We start from the raw sequence: 14,470 nt of genomic DNA, 5'->3' as shown, positions 1-14,470 counted from the left end.
CGTCGGGACTGCAGTTGGTTGAGTCACGGAAGTGATCGTCGCGTCGCTCACCGGTGCGTGTCCTCGGTCCACGGTTGGCAGCTCCTACGCAGATTTGCGTAGGTGGCCCGCACCTGGTCGCGCCCGTCGTCGTAGCCGGCGTCCCAGGCGCGGCCATTATCATCGCCGTATGAAACGCCGAGCAGTGCCGTTCCGCCTGCCCGCCCTGGCACAGGACGTCCTGCTCGGGCTCTTCGTCGCCGTGATGCAGGCCCAGGGCTCCGCCGCGAAGCCTCCGGAGGTGGGCTCGCGCTCGCTGGCCGAACTCGGGCACCTGGGATACGTCCTGCTGTTCGTCAGTGGCCTGGTGCTGGCCGTACGCCGCCGCTGGCCGGTGCCGGTGTTCGTCACGACCGCTCTCGTCAGCCTGGCGTACTACGCCATCGGCTTCACCGACGGACCGGGATGGATCGCACTTTTCGTCGCCCTGTACACGCTGACCGCCTACGGCGACGGGCGCAGGTCGCTGGTGATCGCGTACGCCGGCATCGCCGTGCTGACCACCGGATGGCTCATCGCCGCGGCCGACATCGAGCCGGCCGCCGCCATCGGATGGGTGTTCTTCCGGATCGCGGCGTCGATCATGGCTGCCGCCCTGGGTGAGTCGGTCCGGTCTCGGCGGGTCATCGCGGCCGAAGCCCAGGAGCGGGCTCGGCAGGCCGAACGGACCCGGGAGGAGGAGGCGCGCTCGCGGGTCGACGCCGAGCGGCTCCGGATCGCGCGCGAGGTCCACGACACCGTCGCGCACGCCATCGCGATCATCAACGTGCAGGCCGGCGTCACCGCGTACCTGCTCGACAAGCGGCCGGAGCGGGCACGCGAGGCGCTGGTGATCATCGAGCAGACGAGCGCCCAGGCGCTGCACGAGATGCGGGCGATCCTCGGGGTGCTCCGCTCCCCGGACAACGGGCGAGTGCCGCACCCCGGACTGGGCCAGATCAACGATCTCACGGCGATGGCGCGCGAGGCGGGGCTGGACGTCAAGCTCGAGGTGGGTTCGTCGTCGACCCCCTTGCCGAGCGCGGTGGACACCACCGCCTACCGGATCCTGCAAGAGTCGATCACCAACGTGATCCGCCACGTCGGCCCCACCCGGGTGACGGTCGCGCTCGACTACGGAAGCGATGCCCTGGAGGTCCGGGTGGCCGATGACGGTGGCCGGGACGCCTCGGACGATGGCGCCTCGGCTTCGGAAGCGCTGCCCGGACAGCGGGCCGCCATCGGCGGCTCGGGCGAATCGGGCCGGGGGATCATCGGAATGCGCGAGCGCTGCGGGCTCCTGGGCGGTGAGCTGACCGCCGGCCCGCGGCCGTGCGGCGGGTTCGAGGTCAGGGCGCGGCTGCCGCTGGTTCCGGCCGCGGCGGTGCGCCCGTGAGCACGGCGACCACGCCGCCGTCCGGCGGCGCCCCGATCAAGGTGCTGCTCGCCGACGACCAGGTTCTGGTGCGGTCCGGATTCAAGGGGCTGCTCGACGTCGAGGACGACATCACGGTGGTCGCGGAGGCCGCCAACGGGGTCGAGGCCGTGGACCGGGCGCGGGCCACCCGGCCCGACGTCGTACTCATGGACATCCGCATGCCGGAGATGGACGGAATCAAGGCCACCGGCCAGATCGCCAGGACGCGCGGCCTTGAGCAGGTCCGCGTGCTGATCCTGACCACGTACGACACCGACGCGTACGTGTTCGAGGCGCTGCAGGCCGGCGCGAGCGGCTTCCTGCTCAAGGATGCCGGGCCGGCCGAGTTGTTGCACGCCATCCGGGTGGTCGCCGCCGGAGAGGCGTTGCTCGCGCCGAGGATCACCCGGCGCCTCATCGCCCAGTTCACCGCGGACCGGATCGCCACCCGGGCCGGGGAGGAGCGGCTGGCCGTGCTGACGCAACGCGAGCGTGAGGTGCTGGCCCTGGTGGGGCAGGGGTTGAGCAACGACGAGATCGGCGCGACGCTGTTCCTGAGTCCGGCCACCGCGCGTACCCATGTCAGCCACGCGATGGCGAAGCTGGGGGCGCGCGACCGCGCGCAGCTGGTCGTCGTCGCCTACCAGACCGGGTTGGTCAGCCCTCGGCCGTGACCGCCTTCCGGATGATCGCCGCGTGCGGCGAGCCGGGTTCGGCGGCGAGTGACCGGTCGACGGCCTCGGCCGAGAGCACCCGCTCGACGACCAGGTGAACGAGTCCGGCGGTTCCGGCGCCGGGGCCGAGCTGACTGGGCAGCACCTGTAGCGAGTCCACGCTTCGGGAGAGGGTGACCTCACGTACGCGGGCCGCCACCGCGTCGACGACCCGCGGCAGCGCGCCGATCGTTCCGCCGAGGACGAGGGTCCGCGGGTTGGCCAGCGCGATGAGCGCGGCCAGCACGGTGCCCACCTGGCGGGCGGCGCTGTCCAGGGTGGTTCGGACCGCCCGGTCGCCCGCGTGAGCCAGCTCGGCGAGGTGGTCCAGGTCGCGGACCCCGGCCGGGGCCAGCCGGGCGAGGAGCGCATGGCCCGAGGCGTACGCCGCGAGGCATCCCCGCCGACCGCAGCGGCATTCCGGCCCGCCGCGGCTGAGCTTCACGTGCCCGATGTCGCCGGCCGCTCCGTCGTCTCCGCCGAGGCTGCGATCGTCGATGACCAGCCCGGCCCCGATACCGTGTGACCACTTGAGGCCCAACACCGTCGACTTCGGATGCCGGGTCGCCTCGCCGAGCACGAGGGCGCGGGCGTCGTTCTCGGCGACCATCGGCACGTTCCACCGTTCGCGCAGCAGGTCGAAGATCGGCAGGTGCTCCCAGCCGGGCAGGATCGTGGTCGGGCCGGGCAACCCGGTCAGCGGCGAGATCGGGCCGGGCAGTCCGATGCCGATGCCGGCGACCCGCTCGTCCGGGGTGTCGACGGTGAGGTCGGCGGCGACGTCGATCAGGGTGCCGATCACCGTGGGCGGCGGGGTTCGGGTCACGCCGAGTCGGATGTCGCGGAAGCGCAGCACCTGACCGTGCACGGTGCTGACGCCGACGCGGGCGTGCGTGTGTCCGACGTCGAAGGTCAGGATCACGAGGTGCCGGTCGTCGAAGCGGATCAGCTCGGCGGGGCGGCCTCCCTCGGAGGCCTCGAAGCCCGCGGAGTAGATGAGACCGCTGGCGAACAGGGGTGCCAGCCGGTCCTGCAGCGTGGGGCGGGACATCCCGGTGGCGGTGAGCAGCTGCTGGCGGGTCCATGCCGGACGGGACCGGACCAGTTCGAGGACGTGTCCGGGGGTCGCACCGACGGCCGGGCGCGACGGGTCCGGGCTGTTTCGGAGCTGCATCTGTTAACACCTCTTGACAGTCGTGTGTCGACCTGCGAACTTGTGTGAGCTCGTTTTGCAAAAGCTCTTGTCAAAAGGCTAGCCGAAAGATCCTGTTACCTCGGATTTAGACGTGCCCAGGGAGTCAACGATGACGAAGAGTACCCTACCCAATGCACTGATCAGCCGACGCACGGTACTCGGGCTCGGACTCGGCGCGGCGGGTGCCGCGGCGTTGTCGGCCTGCGGTGGGGTTTCCACCACCGGCTCCAGCGGTGGCAGCGGCAGCATCACCTTCCTCTCCACCCAGTTCACCCCGGTCGAGGAACGGCAGCGCTTCGAGACGATTCTCGGCAGCCGGGTCACCGCCGCGAAGGTCGCCTACAACCCGGTGGACGAGGGCGTCTTCGCCTCGACGATCACGTCGCAGGTCGACGCGGGCAAGGTCCAGGTCAACCTGGTCGGCGGCCTGCACGGCCAGCTCGCGCCGCACGCCGCGCGGCTGCTCGACCTGGACGACCTGGCCGGGTCGCTCGGCGACCGTGGGTTCTCCGCCGACGTGGCGGCACTCGGCAAGCTCGGCGGCGGAAGCGTCAAGTACATCCCCTGGATGCAGGCGTCGTACGTCGTCGCGGTCAACAAGAAGGCACTCCAGTGGCTGCCCAGCGGGGTGGACCCGCAGAAGCTCACCTACGATCAGCTGCTGGCCTGGGTGAAGGCCGGGCGCGCGGGCAACGGCGGCAAGCCGATCTTCGGCCTGCCGGCCGGTCCCAAGGGCCTGTACCACCGGTTCTTCCAGGGATACCTGCTGCCCAGCTTCACCGGCGGGCAGATCACCACCTTCCGCAGCCCCGAGGCGGCGCAGGCCTGGCAGTACATGAAGGAGCTGTGGGCGAACGCGGCTCCGGCCTCCACCAACTACGACTTCATGCAGGAACCGCTGCAGCGCGGTGAGGTGCTCATCGCCTGGGACCACGTGGCCCGGCTGGTGGACGCCCCGAAGGACAAGCCGGACGACTGGCTCATGGTCCCCGCCCCGCGCGGCCCGAAGGGCATGGGCTACATGCTCGTCGTGGCCGGCCTCGCCATCCCCCGTGGCGCGCCCGACGTGGATCGGGCGAAGGAGGTCATCAAGGCGCTCACCACGCCGGAGACGCAGGTGCAGGTGCTGCGGGAGAACGCCTTCTTCCCCGTCGCCCAGGCCACCCTGCCGAGCGACCTGCCGCCCGCCGTCAGTCTCGAGGCCGCCGCGGTCCGTGCGCAGCAGGAGGCCGGCGACGCGCTGCCGTCGCTGCCGCCCGTCGGGCTGGGCGCCAAGGACGGCGAGGTCTCCCAGGTCTTCAAGAACTCCTTCAAGGAGATCTGCCTCGACTCGAAGCCGGTCCAGCAGGTCCTCGACAGCCAGGCCAAGCAGCTCAACACCATCCTCGACGAGCTGAAGGTCCCCTGCTGGAAGCCCGACCCGGACGGGCAGCAGTGTCGAGTGCAGTGACCACGGGCCCGGGCGCCGCCGCCTCCACCGGACGCGGCGGCCACCCGGGCGACGACCCGCCCGTACCCGGACGCCGGGCGAAGCTGCCGGCGCCCGTGCTCCTGATCGCACCGTCGATGGTCTTCCTGACCGCGCTGTTCGCCTGGCCCATGGTCGTCGGTGTGACGCAGGCGTTCAGCGGCGAACAGGGTGCCACCCTGGCGTACGTCCAGCGCATGCTCGACGACCCGTACCTGTGGCCGGCCGTGCGCAACACCGTGCTGCTGATCGTCGTGCTGATCCCGCTCCAGTTCGCGTTCGCCCTGGCCATGGCCCTACTGCTGCGTGCCAGACCGAAATTCTCAGGAGTCTACTTCTACGTCTGGGTGCTGCCGCTGGCGATCAGCGACCTGGCCGCCGGCCTGGTCTGGCTGTCGATCTTCACCGATCACGGGTACCTCAACTCGGTGCTGGACATGGTCGGTGTGGACAGCTACGCCTGGCTGTCGTACGAGAACCCCACCTCGGTGTTCGTCGCCGTCCTCGTCGCCGAGCTGTGGCGGGCCACCTCGCTGGTGCTCGTCATCATCGTGGCCGGCCTCCAGGGCATCCCCCGGGACTACGACGAGGCCGCCTCGGTCTTCGGGGCGACCTACTGGCAACGGCTGCGGTGGGTCATCCTGCCCCAGCTGCGGCCCAGCCTGCAGGTGGCGATGATCCTGCGGACCATCCTGGCCCTGCAGACCTTCGCGGTGGCGCAGGCGCTGGCCGGACGCGACTTCCCGTTGCTCGTCGGCGAGACCTACCACTGGTACTACTCCCTGCAGAACCCCAACGTCGCCGCTGCCATCGCCCTGGTGGTGCTGGCGGTCTCCATGGTCACCGCGATCGCGTACCTGCGGCTGCTGCGCGACCGGACGGAGGTGACCCGATGAACTCCGACCCCAGGCACGCCCGGCGCCGCCGGGACATACTGGTCCAGGTCGCATGCATCGCGGTGACGCTCTTCATGGGCGTGCCGATCTACCTGATCACCCTCGCCGCGCTCTCCAGCCGGGAGTCGCTCAACCGGTTCCCGCTGCCGCTGCTCCCCACCGACCTGTCCACCGAGACGCTGTCCCGATTCCTGTCCACCACCGGGGTGATTCCCGGCTTCCTCAACTCGCTCCAGGTCGGGCTGTTCACCCTCGCGGCGGCGCTGCTGCTCGGCGTGCCCGCCGGTTACGCACTGGCCCGGTACGCGTTCCGGGGCCGCCAGCCCTACCAGCTGTTCCTGCTCCTGACGAGGGCCCTGCCGATCGTCGTACTGTCCGTGCCGCTGGCCAAGGTCTTCCTGGCCACCGGCCTGTACGACAGCACCTACGCGGTCGCGCTGCTGCACACCGCACTCGCGCTGCCCACCACGGTGCTCATCACCTCCGCCGTGTTCCACGCCGTGCCGAACGACCACGAGGAGGCGGCCCTCATCTTCGGGGCGACACCGCTGCGGGCGTTCGTCCACGTCGTCCTGCCCCAGGCGCTGCCCGGGATCGCGGCCTCGGCGATGTTCACCTTCGTGATGTCGTGGAACGAGGTGCTCGGCGCGGCCGTGCTCACGCTCAACCAGCGGACGCTGCCGGCCCAGGTGCTCTCGACGCTCGCCGACTCGCCACTGGCGTACCGCTTCGCCGGCGGGTTCGCCCTGGTGCTGCCGGCGATCGTGTTCATCGCGGTGATGCGCAAATATCTGATCAACATGTGGGGGACGACGCTGAGATGACCGCCGCCAGCACAAGCCGCGCCAGCGAGGGGTCGACATGTCCGAGATCGTGATCCGCGACCTGATGAAGACCTATCCCGGTGGCAAGAGCCCGGCAACCGACAACGTCTCGCTGACGATCGCGGACGGGGAGTTCCTCGTGCTCGTCGGGCCGAGCGGCTGCGGCAAGACCACGCTGCTGCGGATGGTCGCCGGACTGGAGACACCGGACAGCGGCAGCATCACGGTCGACGGTCGGGACATCACCTGGCTGTCGGCCCGCGACCGGAAAGTCTCGATGGTCTTCCAGTCGTACGCAATCTTCCCGCACCTGAAGGTGCGGCAGAACATCGGCTTCGGGCTGCGCATGCGCAAGACCCCCGCGGAGCAGATCGAGAAACGCGTACGCTGGGCCGCCGAGATCCTCGAGCTGACCGACCTGCTCGACCGCTACCCCGCCCAACTCTCCGGCGGCCAACGCCAACGGGTGGCCGTCGCCCGCGCGATCGTCGTCGACGCCGGTGTCCTGCTCATGGACGAGCCGCTGTCCAACCTGGACGCGCTGCTCCGCCTGCAGTTCCGCGCGGAGCTCAAGAAGATCGTGCGCCAGATCGGCACCACCACCCTCTACGTCACCCACGACCAGGCCGAGGCCATGTCCCTCGGTGACCGCATCGCGGTGATGCGGTCCGGGCGCATCGCCCAGCTCGGCTCGCCGCTGCAGGTGTACGACCGCCCCGAGGAGCGCTTCGTCGGCGGTTTCCTCGGCACGCCGCCGATGAACTTCTTCACCGCCGACGTGCGGCGCTCGGAAGGCGGCACCCGACTGGTCGTGGGCGACCAACTGCTCACCGCGCCCGACCACCTCGGCGCCTTCGACCGTCGGCAGGTCCTGGTCGGCGTACGCGCCGAGAACATCGACGTGGCGAAGGCCCCGGCCGATGACCGGATCCGGGCCCGGGTCGAGGTGGTCGAGCCGACCGGCGCGAGCATGCTGCTGACCGTACGGCTCGGCGAGCACGAGCTGAAGGTGCAGGCGCCGCCGAACTTCGACGTGCCACCCGAGCAGGACGTTTGGCTGCGCTGCGGGCCGGAGAGCCTGCGCTGCTTCGACCCCGAGACCGCATTGACGCTGGTGAATTGATGACGACGATGAGTGTCACCCGAGAACTGCTCGCCGCCCGCGCGGCCTACATCCTGCGCGGGAACGACATCGGTGAACTGACCACGGCCGCACCGCGGCTCTACCCGCACCTGTGGAGCTGGGACGCGGCCTTCGTGTCGATCGGTCTGGCCACGGTCTCCGTGCCCCGAGCGATCGCCGAGCTGCAGACGCTGCTGCGCGCCCAGTGGGGCAACGGAATGCTGCCGCACATCGTCTTCGGGCCCGACGCGGACTACTTCCCGGGCGCCGGCGTGTGGGATTCCGCCCGCGCCGAGGCCGCGCCGCGCGACGTCCACACCTCCGGCATCTGCCAACCCCCGGTGCACGCCATCGCGGTACGCCACGTCCTCGCGGCCGGACGCCGCAACGGCGGAGCCGACCGCGAGCTGGCCGAACGGTTCGCCGAAGGCACGTTCGACCGCTGGCTGGCCTGGCACCGGTGGCTCGCCGAGGCGCGCGACCCGTCCCGCCGGGGACTCCTGGAGATCTATCACAGCTGGGAGTCGGGCATGGACAACTCGCCCCGCTGGGACTCGGCGTACGCCAACGTGGTGCCGAAAGTCGAGCAGGAGGTCCGGTCGCGGCGGGACCTGCAGCACGTCGCCGACGCCAGCCAGCGGCCGACCAATGACGAGTACCAGCGCTACCTGTGGCTGGTACACCAGATGCGCGAGGCACGATACGACGACGACGCGGTACGCGAGACGGTGGACTTCCGGCTCACCGACGTGTTCATGTCCGCGATCCTGGCCCTGGCCTCCGACGAACTCGCCGAGGTCGGCGACGAGTTCGGCCGCACCGACGAGGCCGCCGAACTGCGGGCGCTCGCCGCCCGGTTCCGGGCCGGTGTGCTCTCCACCGTCTCGGACGACACCGGCCTGGCCCGCGACGAGGACATCCGCGCCGGCGGGTGGGTCGAGACCGAGACCATCGCCGGGTTCGCGCCGCTGCTGTGCGGGGCCGACCCGTCGATCGTGCAGCGGCAGGTGGCGTTGCTCTCCGGTCCGCAGTGGTGCGACCACCCCGCGCTCCGGTACGCCGTACCGCCGTCGACCTCGCCGGCGTCGCCGGCGTTCCGGCCGCGCAGCTACTGGCGGGGGCCGCAGTGGCCGGTGATGAACTGGTTGTTCTGCTGGACGCTGGAACGGCAGGGTGTCGCCCCCGCGTTCGCCGCGCGGATCCGCGAGGACTCCCTGCGGCAGCTGGCCGACCTGGCGTTCGGGGAGTACTACGAGCCGCTCACCGGGGAACCGCTGGGCAGCGCCTCCCAGTCGTGGACCGCCGCCGTGGCCCTCGACTGGACGCTCCGCCCCACCGCGTAGCGGGTTCGGAACGAACCGCGCGGGGCCGGGAGGTGACCCTCCCGGCCCCGACTTCCTGCAGGACGGCCCACGCGAGGCGGACGCTGACCTCACCGCGCAGTCCGTCGTGGACTGTGTGCTGTTCGCGGTCGGTCAGCCGCCGGCCTGCTTCATCCGCGAATTCCGCTTCGAGCAGGTCCACGCCCCTCGTTCGTGAGAAGGGTCAACTAACGGCTGCCATGGCCGCTCGCAGATGGCGGTGGCTTTCCTCGTCGAACGCCACGAGTCGTACCTGTTGAAGGCCCGTCGGTGTGCTCTTGATCGTCGCCACTGCAATCCCGGCCGCCTGGTCCGGCGGGTATCCGTAAACGCCGGTGGCGATCATCGGGAAGGCGATGGTCCGGGCGCCAAGTTCGTCCGCGAGTTGCAAGCTCCGCCGATAGCAGGAGGCCAACACCTCGGCCTCGCCGTGGTCGCCGCCTTCCCAGATCGGTCCGACGGTGTGGATGACGTGCTGAACCGGAGGGTCGAGGTCGAACGCCGGGGTTGCCAGCGCGTCGCCCGGTTCGCAGGGGCCGACGGTGCCCCCGGCTTGCGCCAGGCGAGGTCCCGCAGCGCGGTGGATGGCGCCATCCACGCCACCACCGCCAAGCAGAGATTCGTTGGCAGCGGTAACAATGACGTCCACGTGCTCCCGCGTGATGTCGCCCAAGACGATCTCGATCACTGTCACAGCAGGATCCTGGCACACTCAGCGCAGGCACATCGGTTCCTGCACACGCCGCTTTACGGCATCAGGTCCAAAGCGTTCACGGAACCAACGCCGCCGCACCGACAGGCCAGGTGGCCGCCGCCCCGGTCGTCCCAGCGGGGATCGCGCCTATATCGATGGTTGTCGCTTAGTATGCAGGCACACCCACACCACCCCGCCACGTGAAAGGACGCGACGATGCGAACAGCTCGCCTCGCGGCGCCTCTGGCCGCCCTGCTGGCAGTGGCAGCCAGTCCCGGTGTCGCCCACGCCGCAGCGATCAGCCAGCCGTTCTACGCCGACTCCGGCGACGCCTGCCGGTACGGCGTCACCGAGGGCGCCCTCGACTGGCGCTACGGCACCTCGCCGTTGCCGCTGTCCGGGGTCGCAGTCAGCGGCACGCTCACCGACAAGCCAGTGCCCAGCGGCCCCGTCACCTGCCCCGACGACAGGTACTACAGCAGCGCCACGTACATCGCCTACTCGGGCACCGCCGAGGTCGACCGGCAGACCCAGGTGGCCGACAACAGCGTCACGAAGGTCGCGTTCACCCTGGGCGGCAACAACACCTCCGCCAGGGGCATCGACCGGGTCGTGATCCAGGTCTGCCGCAGCCCGATCGTCACCCTCCCACCCAGCTACTGCGGCAAGCCGGTGACCTACCTGGCACCACCGGTCGCCTGACCCGTTCCCGGCCCGCGCCAACCCGAAGCGCCCCCACCTCCAGTGGGGGCGCTTCGGGCCACTCCCCGACGTCCAGCCGGCAGGCCAGTTGAATCGCTTACGGCATCAGCTTCAGAGCTTTCCAAGAAACCATCACCGGCACGCCAGGTGGCCGGCCCACGCAACACCGCGTGTGAGCCGCGGGCGCCACCGATCGGACAGGGGCGGGGAGCAATCACGACAGGCCGCCAACGGATGCCGGGACTCTCCGCTGGCTGACGCACCGGGTCGCAATGATCAGCAGGCCGGGAACGGTGCCGAGCAACCAGATCACGGCCGACGGCCAGTGAACCATCTCGCCAACCGCGCCTCGGATCTGGGGCACCTCTCCCACGATGTAGGACGCCTGTCTGTCATGGGAACGGCAAGTCAGCGAGTAGGTGCCGGCATCGGGAACGTCGACCGAGGCAACCCATGCATAAGAAGCGGCGTCGGAGCCATAGTCGCCAGGCGGTATCGTGACCAACTCCGCCGACCGATCGGCCAGATCGGCGCCGGCGACCCGGCAGTCAGGGTTCTGCGGCGCGAACCCCACCGACAGGATCGCGTAACGGCCGGCCGCCGGCAAGCGCAGAACCCCGGCCTCACCGGGCGCCGCAGCATTCGGCCCCACCCCGCCATAACCGACCACGTCGTACTGGCTGGTGCTGCCCTCGGCACCCAGTTGCACCGTCAACTGGATAAAAAGGACACCCAACACGGCGACGGCCCCGCCGATGAGGTAGCCATGCCGATCCGGCGACCAACCACGGCCCACGCCGGCCAGCCCGATCAGATACCCGATCGCTGCACCGCCGGCCGCCAGCAACACACCGGTGGACAGAACATCCCACCACTCCGCCGCACCATCCAGCGGGATGACCCAGCGGTACACGGCCACCGAGACACCCAGGAACACCCCACTGATAAGCGTGGCCACAGCGGCCGCCGCCAGTAAGGCGGAGCAGGTACGACGCCGGTCGGCGCACCGGGTCCACCTCGCCGCCACCACGGCAGCGAGCACAGGCAGCGCCCCCAGGGTCCACCACAGCGCAGTCGACGCCTTCGGGCTTTCCTCCCACCGATGGCTTGCCTCGAAGAACACCAACGGGGCTGGCACGGTGATCGCGATCCAGGCCGCCAGGCCCATCGGACCGGGAAACGCCCGCCCCACCCTCCGCCAAACCGCCGTGCACATGCGCCGATTATGCGAGAGCCATCCAGGTGCCACTGCCCGTTCCGGAACATGTCGTCCACTTTCCGGAAAGACCCTTGAAACTTTCGACCGACCGGTTAGATTGACGAATATCCATTACTCAACGAGCAGGAGGCGATGTGAGACCTGCAATGAGCCGCGCGGCGACCGCGGCCGCGGTCGCCCTGGTGTGCGCGGCGGCCACCTTCACGGTGTTCGCGGCACAACCGGCGGACGCCGCGGACGATCAACAGTGGACGATGGGTGGCCAGAACATCAGCAACACCCGGTCCAACCCGAGCGAGACGATCCTCAGCCCGTCGAGCGTCGGTGGCCTGACGCTCAACTGGAGCTACACCACCCGGGGCGACGTGTCGGCGACGCCGGCCGTGGTGGACGGGGCCGTCTACTTCCCGGACTGGGGTGGCTACTTCCACAAGGTGGATGCGAACACCGGCGCGGTGATCTGGTCCCGCGCGGTCTCGTCGTACGTGGGTGCCGGCGGAACCGTGGTGTCCCGCACCAGCCCGGTCGTGGTGGGCAACACCGTCTACATCGGGACGCAGACCGGGGCGCGGGTGCTGGCCATCGACACGGCGACCGGCAACCTGCGGTGGAACACCCAGGCCGACACGCACCCGGACGCCATCCTCACCGGTGGCGCCGTCTACTACAACGGGGTGTTGTACGAGGGCGTCTCCTCGCTCGAGTTCTCGCACGCCACGGAGGCCGGCTACGACTGCTGCACGTTCCGGGGCAGCCTGGTGGCGATCGACGCGGCGACCGGGGCGCTGAAGTGGAAGTCGTACACGCTGCCGGACCAGGGCCCGGGCGGGGACATCTACAGCGGGGCCTCCGTGTGGGGCACCACGCCGAGCATCGACCCGGCCAGCAACTCGATCTTCATCGGTACGGGGCAGAACTACTCGGTGCCGCAGAGCGTGGAGCAGTGCCAGGCCAACGGCGGCACGCCGGCGCAGTGCCTGGCGTCGTGGAACCGCAAGGACTCCATCGTCGCGATGGACCTGACCACCGGCGCGATCAAGTGGGCCACTGGTCCCGCCCGCTTCGATGTGTGGAACTTCGCCTGCCTGCAGGGACCGTCCCCGCAGAACTGCCCGAACCCCGGTCCCGACCATGACACGGGCGAGGGCACACACCTGTTCGACCTCCCCGGCCCGAACGGGACGACCCGCCGCGCGGTCATGGCAGGTCAGAAGAGCGGCGACGTGTGGATGCTCGACGCGGCCACGGGCGAGATCATCTGGGGCACGTCGGTCGGACCTGGCTCGACGCAGGGCGGCATCGAGTGGGGCACCGCCAACGACGGACAGCGCATCTTCTTCACGGAGAGCAACGCCGGCAATGAGAGCCACCGGCTGCCGAACGGCCAGACGATCAACTACAGCTCGTTCGGCGCGCTGGACGCGCGTACCGGGCAGATCCTCTGGCAGGTGCCGGAGCCGCACGGCGGACGCTCGATCGGACCGGTCACCTACGCCAACGGCGTGGTCTACGTGGGCTCGATGAACAACTGGATGTACGCCCTGAACGCCAACAACGGCCAGGTGCTGTGGCAGTACCAGGGTGCGGGCTCGTCCAACGCCGGACCGGCGATCGTCGGCGGCAAGCTCTACTGGGGCAACGGGTACGCCCGTGGCGGCACCGCCAGCACGCGATTCTACTCGTTCCGGGTCCCCGGCTCCCCGACGACCTCTCCCACGGTGTCCCCAACGACCTCGCCCACCACCTCACCAACGGTCTCGCCGACGGTGTCCCCGACGCTCTCGCCGACGAACCCGCCGGCCGGTGCGTGCAGTGCCACGTACAGCATCGTCAACCAGTGGCCGGGCGGCTTCCAGGCCGAGGTGATCGTGCGAGCCGGCAGCAAGGCCATCAACGGGTGGAGTCTTCAGTGGTCGTTCGCCAACGGCCAGACGATCTCGCAGTTCTGGAACGCCACAATGACCACCAGCGGCGCCAGCGTCACCTCGCGGAACGTCTCCTTCAACGGTGCGTTGCCCGCGAACGGCAGCACCAACTTCGGCTTCCTCGGGAGCTGGAACGGCGCCAACGCGATTCCGGCCCCCATCACCTGCACCGCCACGTAGTTCCGAAACCGCGGTCCGGTAACCGTTGAGGCCAGGGGCGGTCGCAGTCGACCGCTCCTGGCCTGTTCCCTTCCAACCCTGCTTGACGAGCATTTGCCGTACGCGGATCAGGTCAGCGTTGCTGGTAGTGGTGGGACAGTCGGGACAGATCCGGCTCGCCGAACTTCTCCACCAGCGCCGCGAACCGGGCCACTTTGTCCGCACCGAACCGCCGTACGCCGGCAGCATAGGACGTCGTGGTCACGAAGGTGGGCGGCGACGTCTTGCTGTGAAACTTGTCCGCGTACATCACCAACTGCTCCTCCACGGTGTCGGCCATGTAGTCGCCCACCGGCACCGGCAGCCGCTGCCGCAGCACATCCTCACGGGTAAGCCCGACACCGGTGTGGTGGGAGCAGAATCTACTGATCAACTCCGGGAAACCGAGGTCTCGCAGCAGTTCCTGCCCCAACACGCCGTGCCGTACATAGCTCCCATGATCGAGCTGCCCCGCCGCATCGTAGAGGCGGTAGACGCCGATGTCGTGCAAAAGACTTCCCGCCCGCACCAGATCGACGTTCACGGCCGAGTGATGCCGGTCGAGCAGTTGCTCCGCTACGGCACAAACGATCTGGCAGTGCGTGTAGACCAGCTCGAAGGCTTCCTCGGTCGACGCACACCGCTCGTGCAACGCCCGGATCTGCTCGTCGGTCGGGATCACCACCCTTGATTCACGGCGTTGGGTGACCAGATGAG

At 69.6% G+C, this 14,470-nt stretch carries 13 protein-coding genes and 1 pseudogene; 10 read left to right on the top strand and 4 right to left on the bottom strand.

Going from position 1 to position 14,470, the window contains the following annotated elements:
• Positions 1-169: 169 nt before the first annotated feature.
• Positions 170-1,414: a sensor histidine kinase gene (locus ACIRG9_RS29405; protein ID WP_402862999.1), complete on the top strand. Its 1,245-nt coding sequence runs from the start codon at positions 170-172 to the stop codon at positions 1,412-1,414.
• The gene (locus ACIRG9_RS29400; protein ID WP_402862996.1) at positions 1,411-2,109 is read left to right on the top strand and encodes a response regulator; all 699 of its coding nucleotides are present in this window, start codon (positions 1,411-1,413) and stop codon (positions 2,107-2,109) included. Before ACIRG9_RS29405 ends, ACIRG9_RS29400 begins: the two co-directional genes overlap by 4 nt.
• On the opposite strand, the gene ACIRG9_RS29395 is transcribed toward ACIRG9_RS29400, so the two are convergent.
• Positions 2,093-3,322, bottom strand: a complete 1,230-nt coding sequence (locus tag ACIRG9_RS29395) for an ROK family protein (protein WP_402862993.1) — start codon at positions 3,320-3,322, stop codon at positions 2,093-2,095. The two genes, ACIRG9_RS29400 and ACIRG9_RS29395, sit on opposite strands and share 17 nt — an antisense overlap.
• A gap of 130 nt (positions 3,323-3,452) precedes the next feature.
• On the opposite strand from ACIRG9_RS29395, the gene ACIRG9_RS29390 reads away from it, so the two are divergent.
• The 6 genes and pseudogenes from ACIRG9_RS29390 to ACIRG9_RS29365 form a co-directional block, all read left to right on the top strand.
• Positions 3,453-4,793, top strand: coding sequence for an ABC transporter substrate-binding protein (locus ACIRG9_RS29390; RefSeq protein ID WP_402862990.1), 1,341 nt, complete (start codon positions 3,453-3,455; stop codon positions 4,791-4,793).
• Entirely contained in the window at positions 4,790-5,707 is a 918-nt protein-coding gene (locus tag ACIRG9_RS29385; RefSeq protein ID WP_402862987.1) for a carbohydrate ABC transporter permease, read from the top strand. The genes ACIRG9_RS29390 and ACIRG9_RS29385 overlap by 4 nt, the downstream gene beginning before the upstream one ends.
• Positions 5,704-6,531 carry a carbohydrate ABC transporter permease gene (locus tag ACIRG9_RS29380; protein ID WP_402862984.1) on the top strand — a complete coding sequence of 276 codons (828 nt, stop codon included), beginning with the start codon at positions 5,704-5,706 and terminating at the stop codon, positions 6,529-6,531. The genes ACIRG9_RS29385 and ACIRG9_RS29380 overlap by 4 nt, the downstream gene beginning before the upstream one ends.
• Positions 6,532-6,568: 37 nt before the next feature.
• Positions 6,569-7,654, top strand: coding sequence for an ABC transporter ATP-binding protein (locus ACIRG9_RS29375; RefSeq protein WP_402862981.1), 1,086 nt, complete (start codon positions 6,569-6,571; stop codon positions 7,652-7,654).
• Positions 7,654-8,997 carry an MGH1-like glycoside hydrolase domain-containing protein gene (locus tag ACIRG9_RS29370; protein ID WP_402862978.1) on the top strand — a complete coding sequence of 448 codons (1,344 nt, stop codon included), beginning with the start codon at positions 7,654-7,656 and terminating at the stop codon, positions 8,995-8,997. The genes ACIRG9_RS29375 and ACIRG9_RS29370 overlap by 1 nt, the downstream gene beginning before the upstream one ends.
• Before the next feature lie 46 nt (positions 8,998-9,043).
• Positions 9,044-9,193, top strand: a pseudogene (locus ACIRG9_RS29365) (SDR family NAD(P)-dependent oxidoreductase); the annotation flags it as partial.
• A gap of 6 nt (positions 9,194-9,199) precedes the next feature.
• Here the strand turns inward: ACIRG9_RS29365 and ACIRG9_RS29360 are convergent.
• On the bottom strand, positions 9,200-9,709 hold the full coding sequence (locus ACIRG9_RS29360; protein WP_402862975.1) for an O-acetyl-ADP-ribose deacetylase: 510 nt from the start codon (positions 9,707-9,709) through the stop codon (positions 9,200-9,202).
• 216 nt (positions 9,710-9,925) lie between these two features.
• On the opposite strand from ACIRG9_RS29360, the gene ACIRG9_RS29355 reads away from it, so the two are divergent.
• Entirely contained in the window at positions 9,926-10,411 is a 486-nt protein-coding gene (locus tag ACIRG9_RS29355; RefSeq protein ID WP_402862972.1) for a hypothetical protein, read from the top strand.
• 214 nt (positions 10,412-10,625) lie between these two features.
• On the opposite strand, the gene ACIRG9_RS29350 is transcribed toward ACIRG9_RS29355, so the two are convergent.
• On the bottom strand, positions 10,626-11,579 hold the full coding sequence (locus ACIRG9_RS29350) for a hypothetical protein (protein ID WP_402862969.1): 954 nt from the start codon (positions 11,577-11,579) through the stop codon (positions 10,626-10,628).
• Between the two features lie 185 nt (positions 11,580-11,764).
• Between ACIRG9_RS29350 and ACIRG9_RS29345 the strand changes: the two genes are divergently transcribed.
• Entirely contained in the window at positions 11,765-13,735 is a 1,971-nt protein-coding gene (locus ACIRG9_RS29345) for a PQQ-binding-like beta-propeller repeat protein (protein ID WP_402862966.1), read from the top strand.
• Between the two features lie 112 nt (positions 13,736-13,847).
• On the opposite strand, the gene ACIRG9_RS29340 is transcribed toward ACIRG9_RS29345, so the two are convergent.
• Positions 13,848-14,438, bottom strand: a complete 591-nt coding sequence (locus tag ACIRG9_RS29340) for an HD domain-containing protein (RefSeq protein ID WP_402862963.1) — start codon at positions 14,436-14,438, stop codon at positions 13,848-13,850.
• Positions 14,439-14,470 lie beyond the last annotated feature (32 nt).

This window comes from Micromonospora sp. NPDC093277 (assembly GCF_044765245.1).
Taxonomy (GTDB): Bacteria; Actinomycetota; Actinomycetes; order Mycobacteriales; family Micromonosporaceae; genus Micromonospora.
This window is presented reverse-complemented; position numbering and strand designations above follow the sequence as displayed.

What these genes read in the sequence shown, in the direction of transcription:
- ACIRG9_RS29375 (WP_402862981.1), top strand. Translation starts at nt 6,569, where the DNA reads ATGTCCGAGATCGTGATCCGCGACCTGATGAAGACCTATCCCGGTGGC.
- ACIRG9_RS29355 (WP_402862972.1), top strand. Translation starts at nt 9,926, where the DNA reads ATGCGAACAGCTCGCCTCGCGGCGCCTCTGGCCGCCCTGCTGGCAGTG.
- ACIRG9_RS29390 (WP_402862990.1), top strand. Translation starts at nt 3,453, where the DNA reads ATGACGAAGAGTACCCTACCCAATGCACTGATCAGCCGACGCACGGTA.
- ACIRG9_RS29380 (WP_402862984.1), top strand. Translation starts at nt 5,704, where the DNA reads ATGAACTCCGACCCCAGGCACGCCCGGCGCCGCCGGGACATACTGGTC.
- ACIRG9_RS29350 (WP_402862969.1), bottom strand. Translation starts at nt 11,579, where the DNA reads ATGGGCCTGGCGGCCTGGATCGCGATCACCGTGCCAGCCCCGTTGGTG.
- ACIRG9_RS29405 (WP_402862999.1), top strand. Translation starts at nt 170, where the DNA reads ATGAAACGCCGAGCAGTGCCGTTCCGCCTGCCCGCCCTGGCACAGGAC.
- ACIRG9_RS29395 (WP_402862993.1), bottom strand. Translation starts at nt 3,322, where the DNA reads ATGCAGCTCCGAAACAGCCCGGACCCGTCGCGCCCGGCCGTCGGTGCG.
- ACIRG9_RS29370 (WP_402862978.1), top strand. Translation starts at nt 7,654, where the DNA reads ATGACGACGATGAGTGTCACCCGAGAACTGCTCGCCGCCCGCGCGGCC.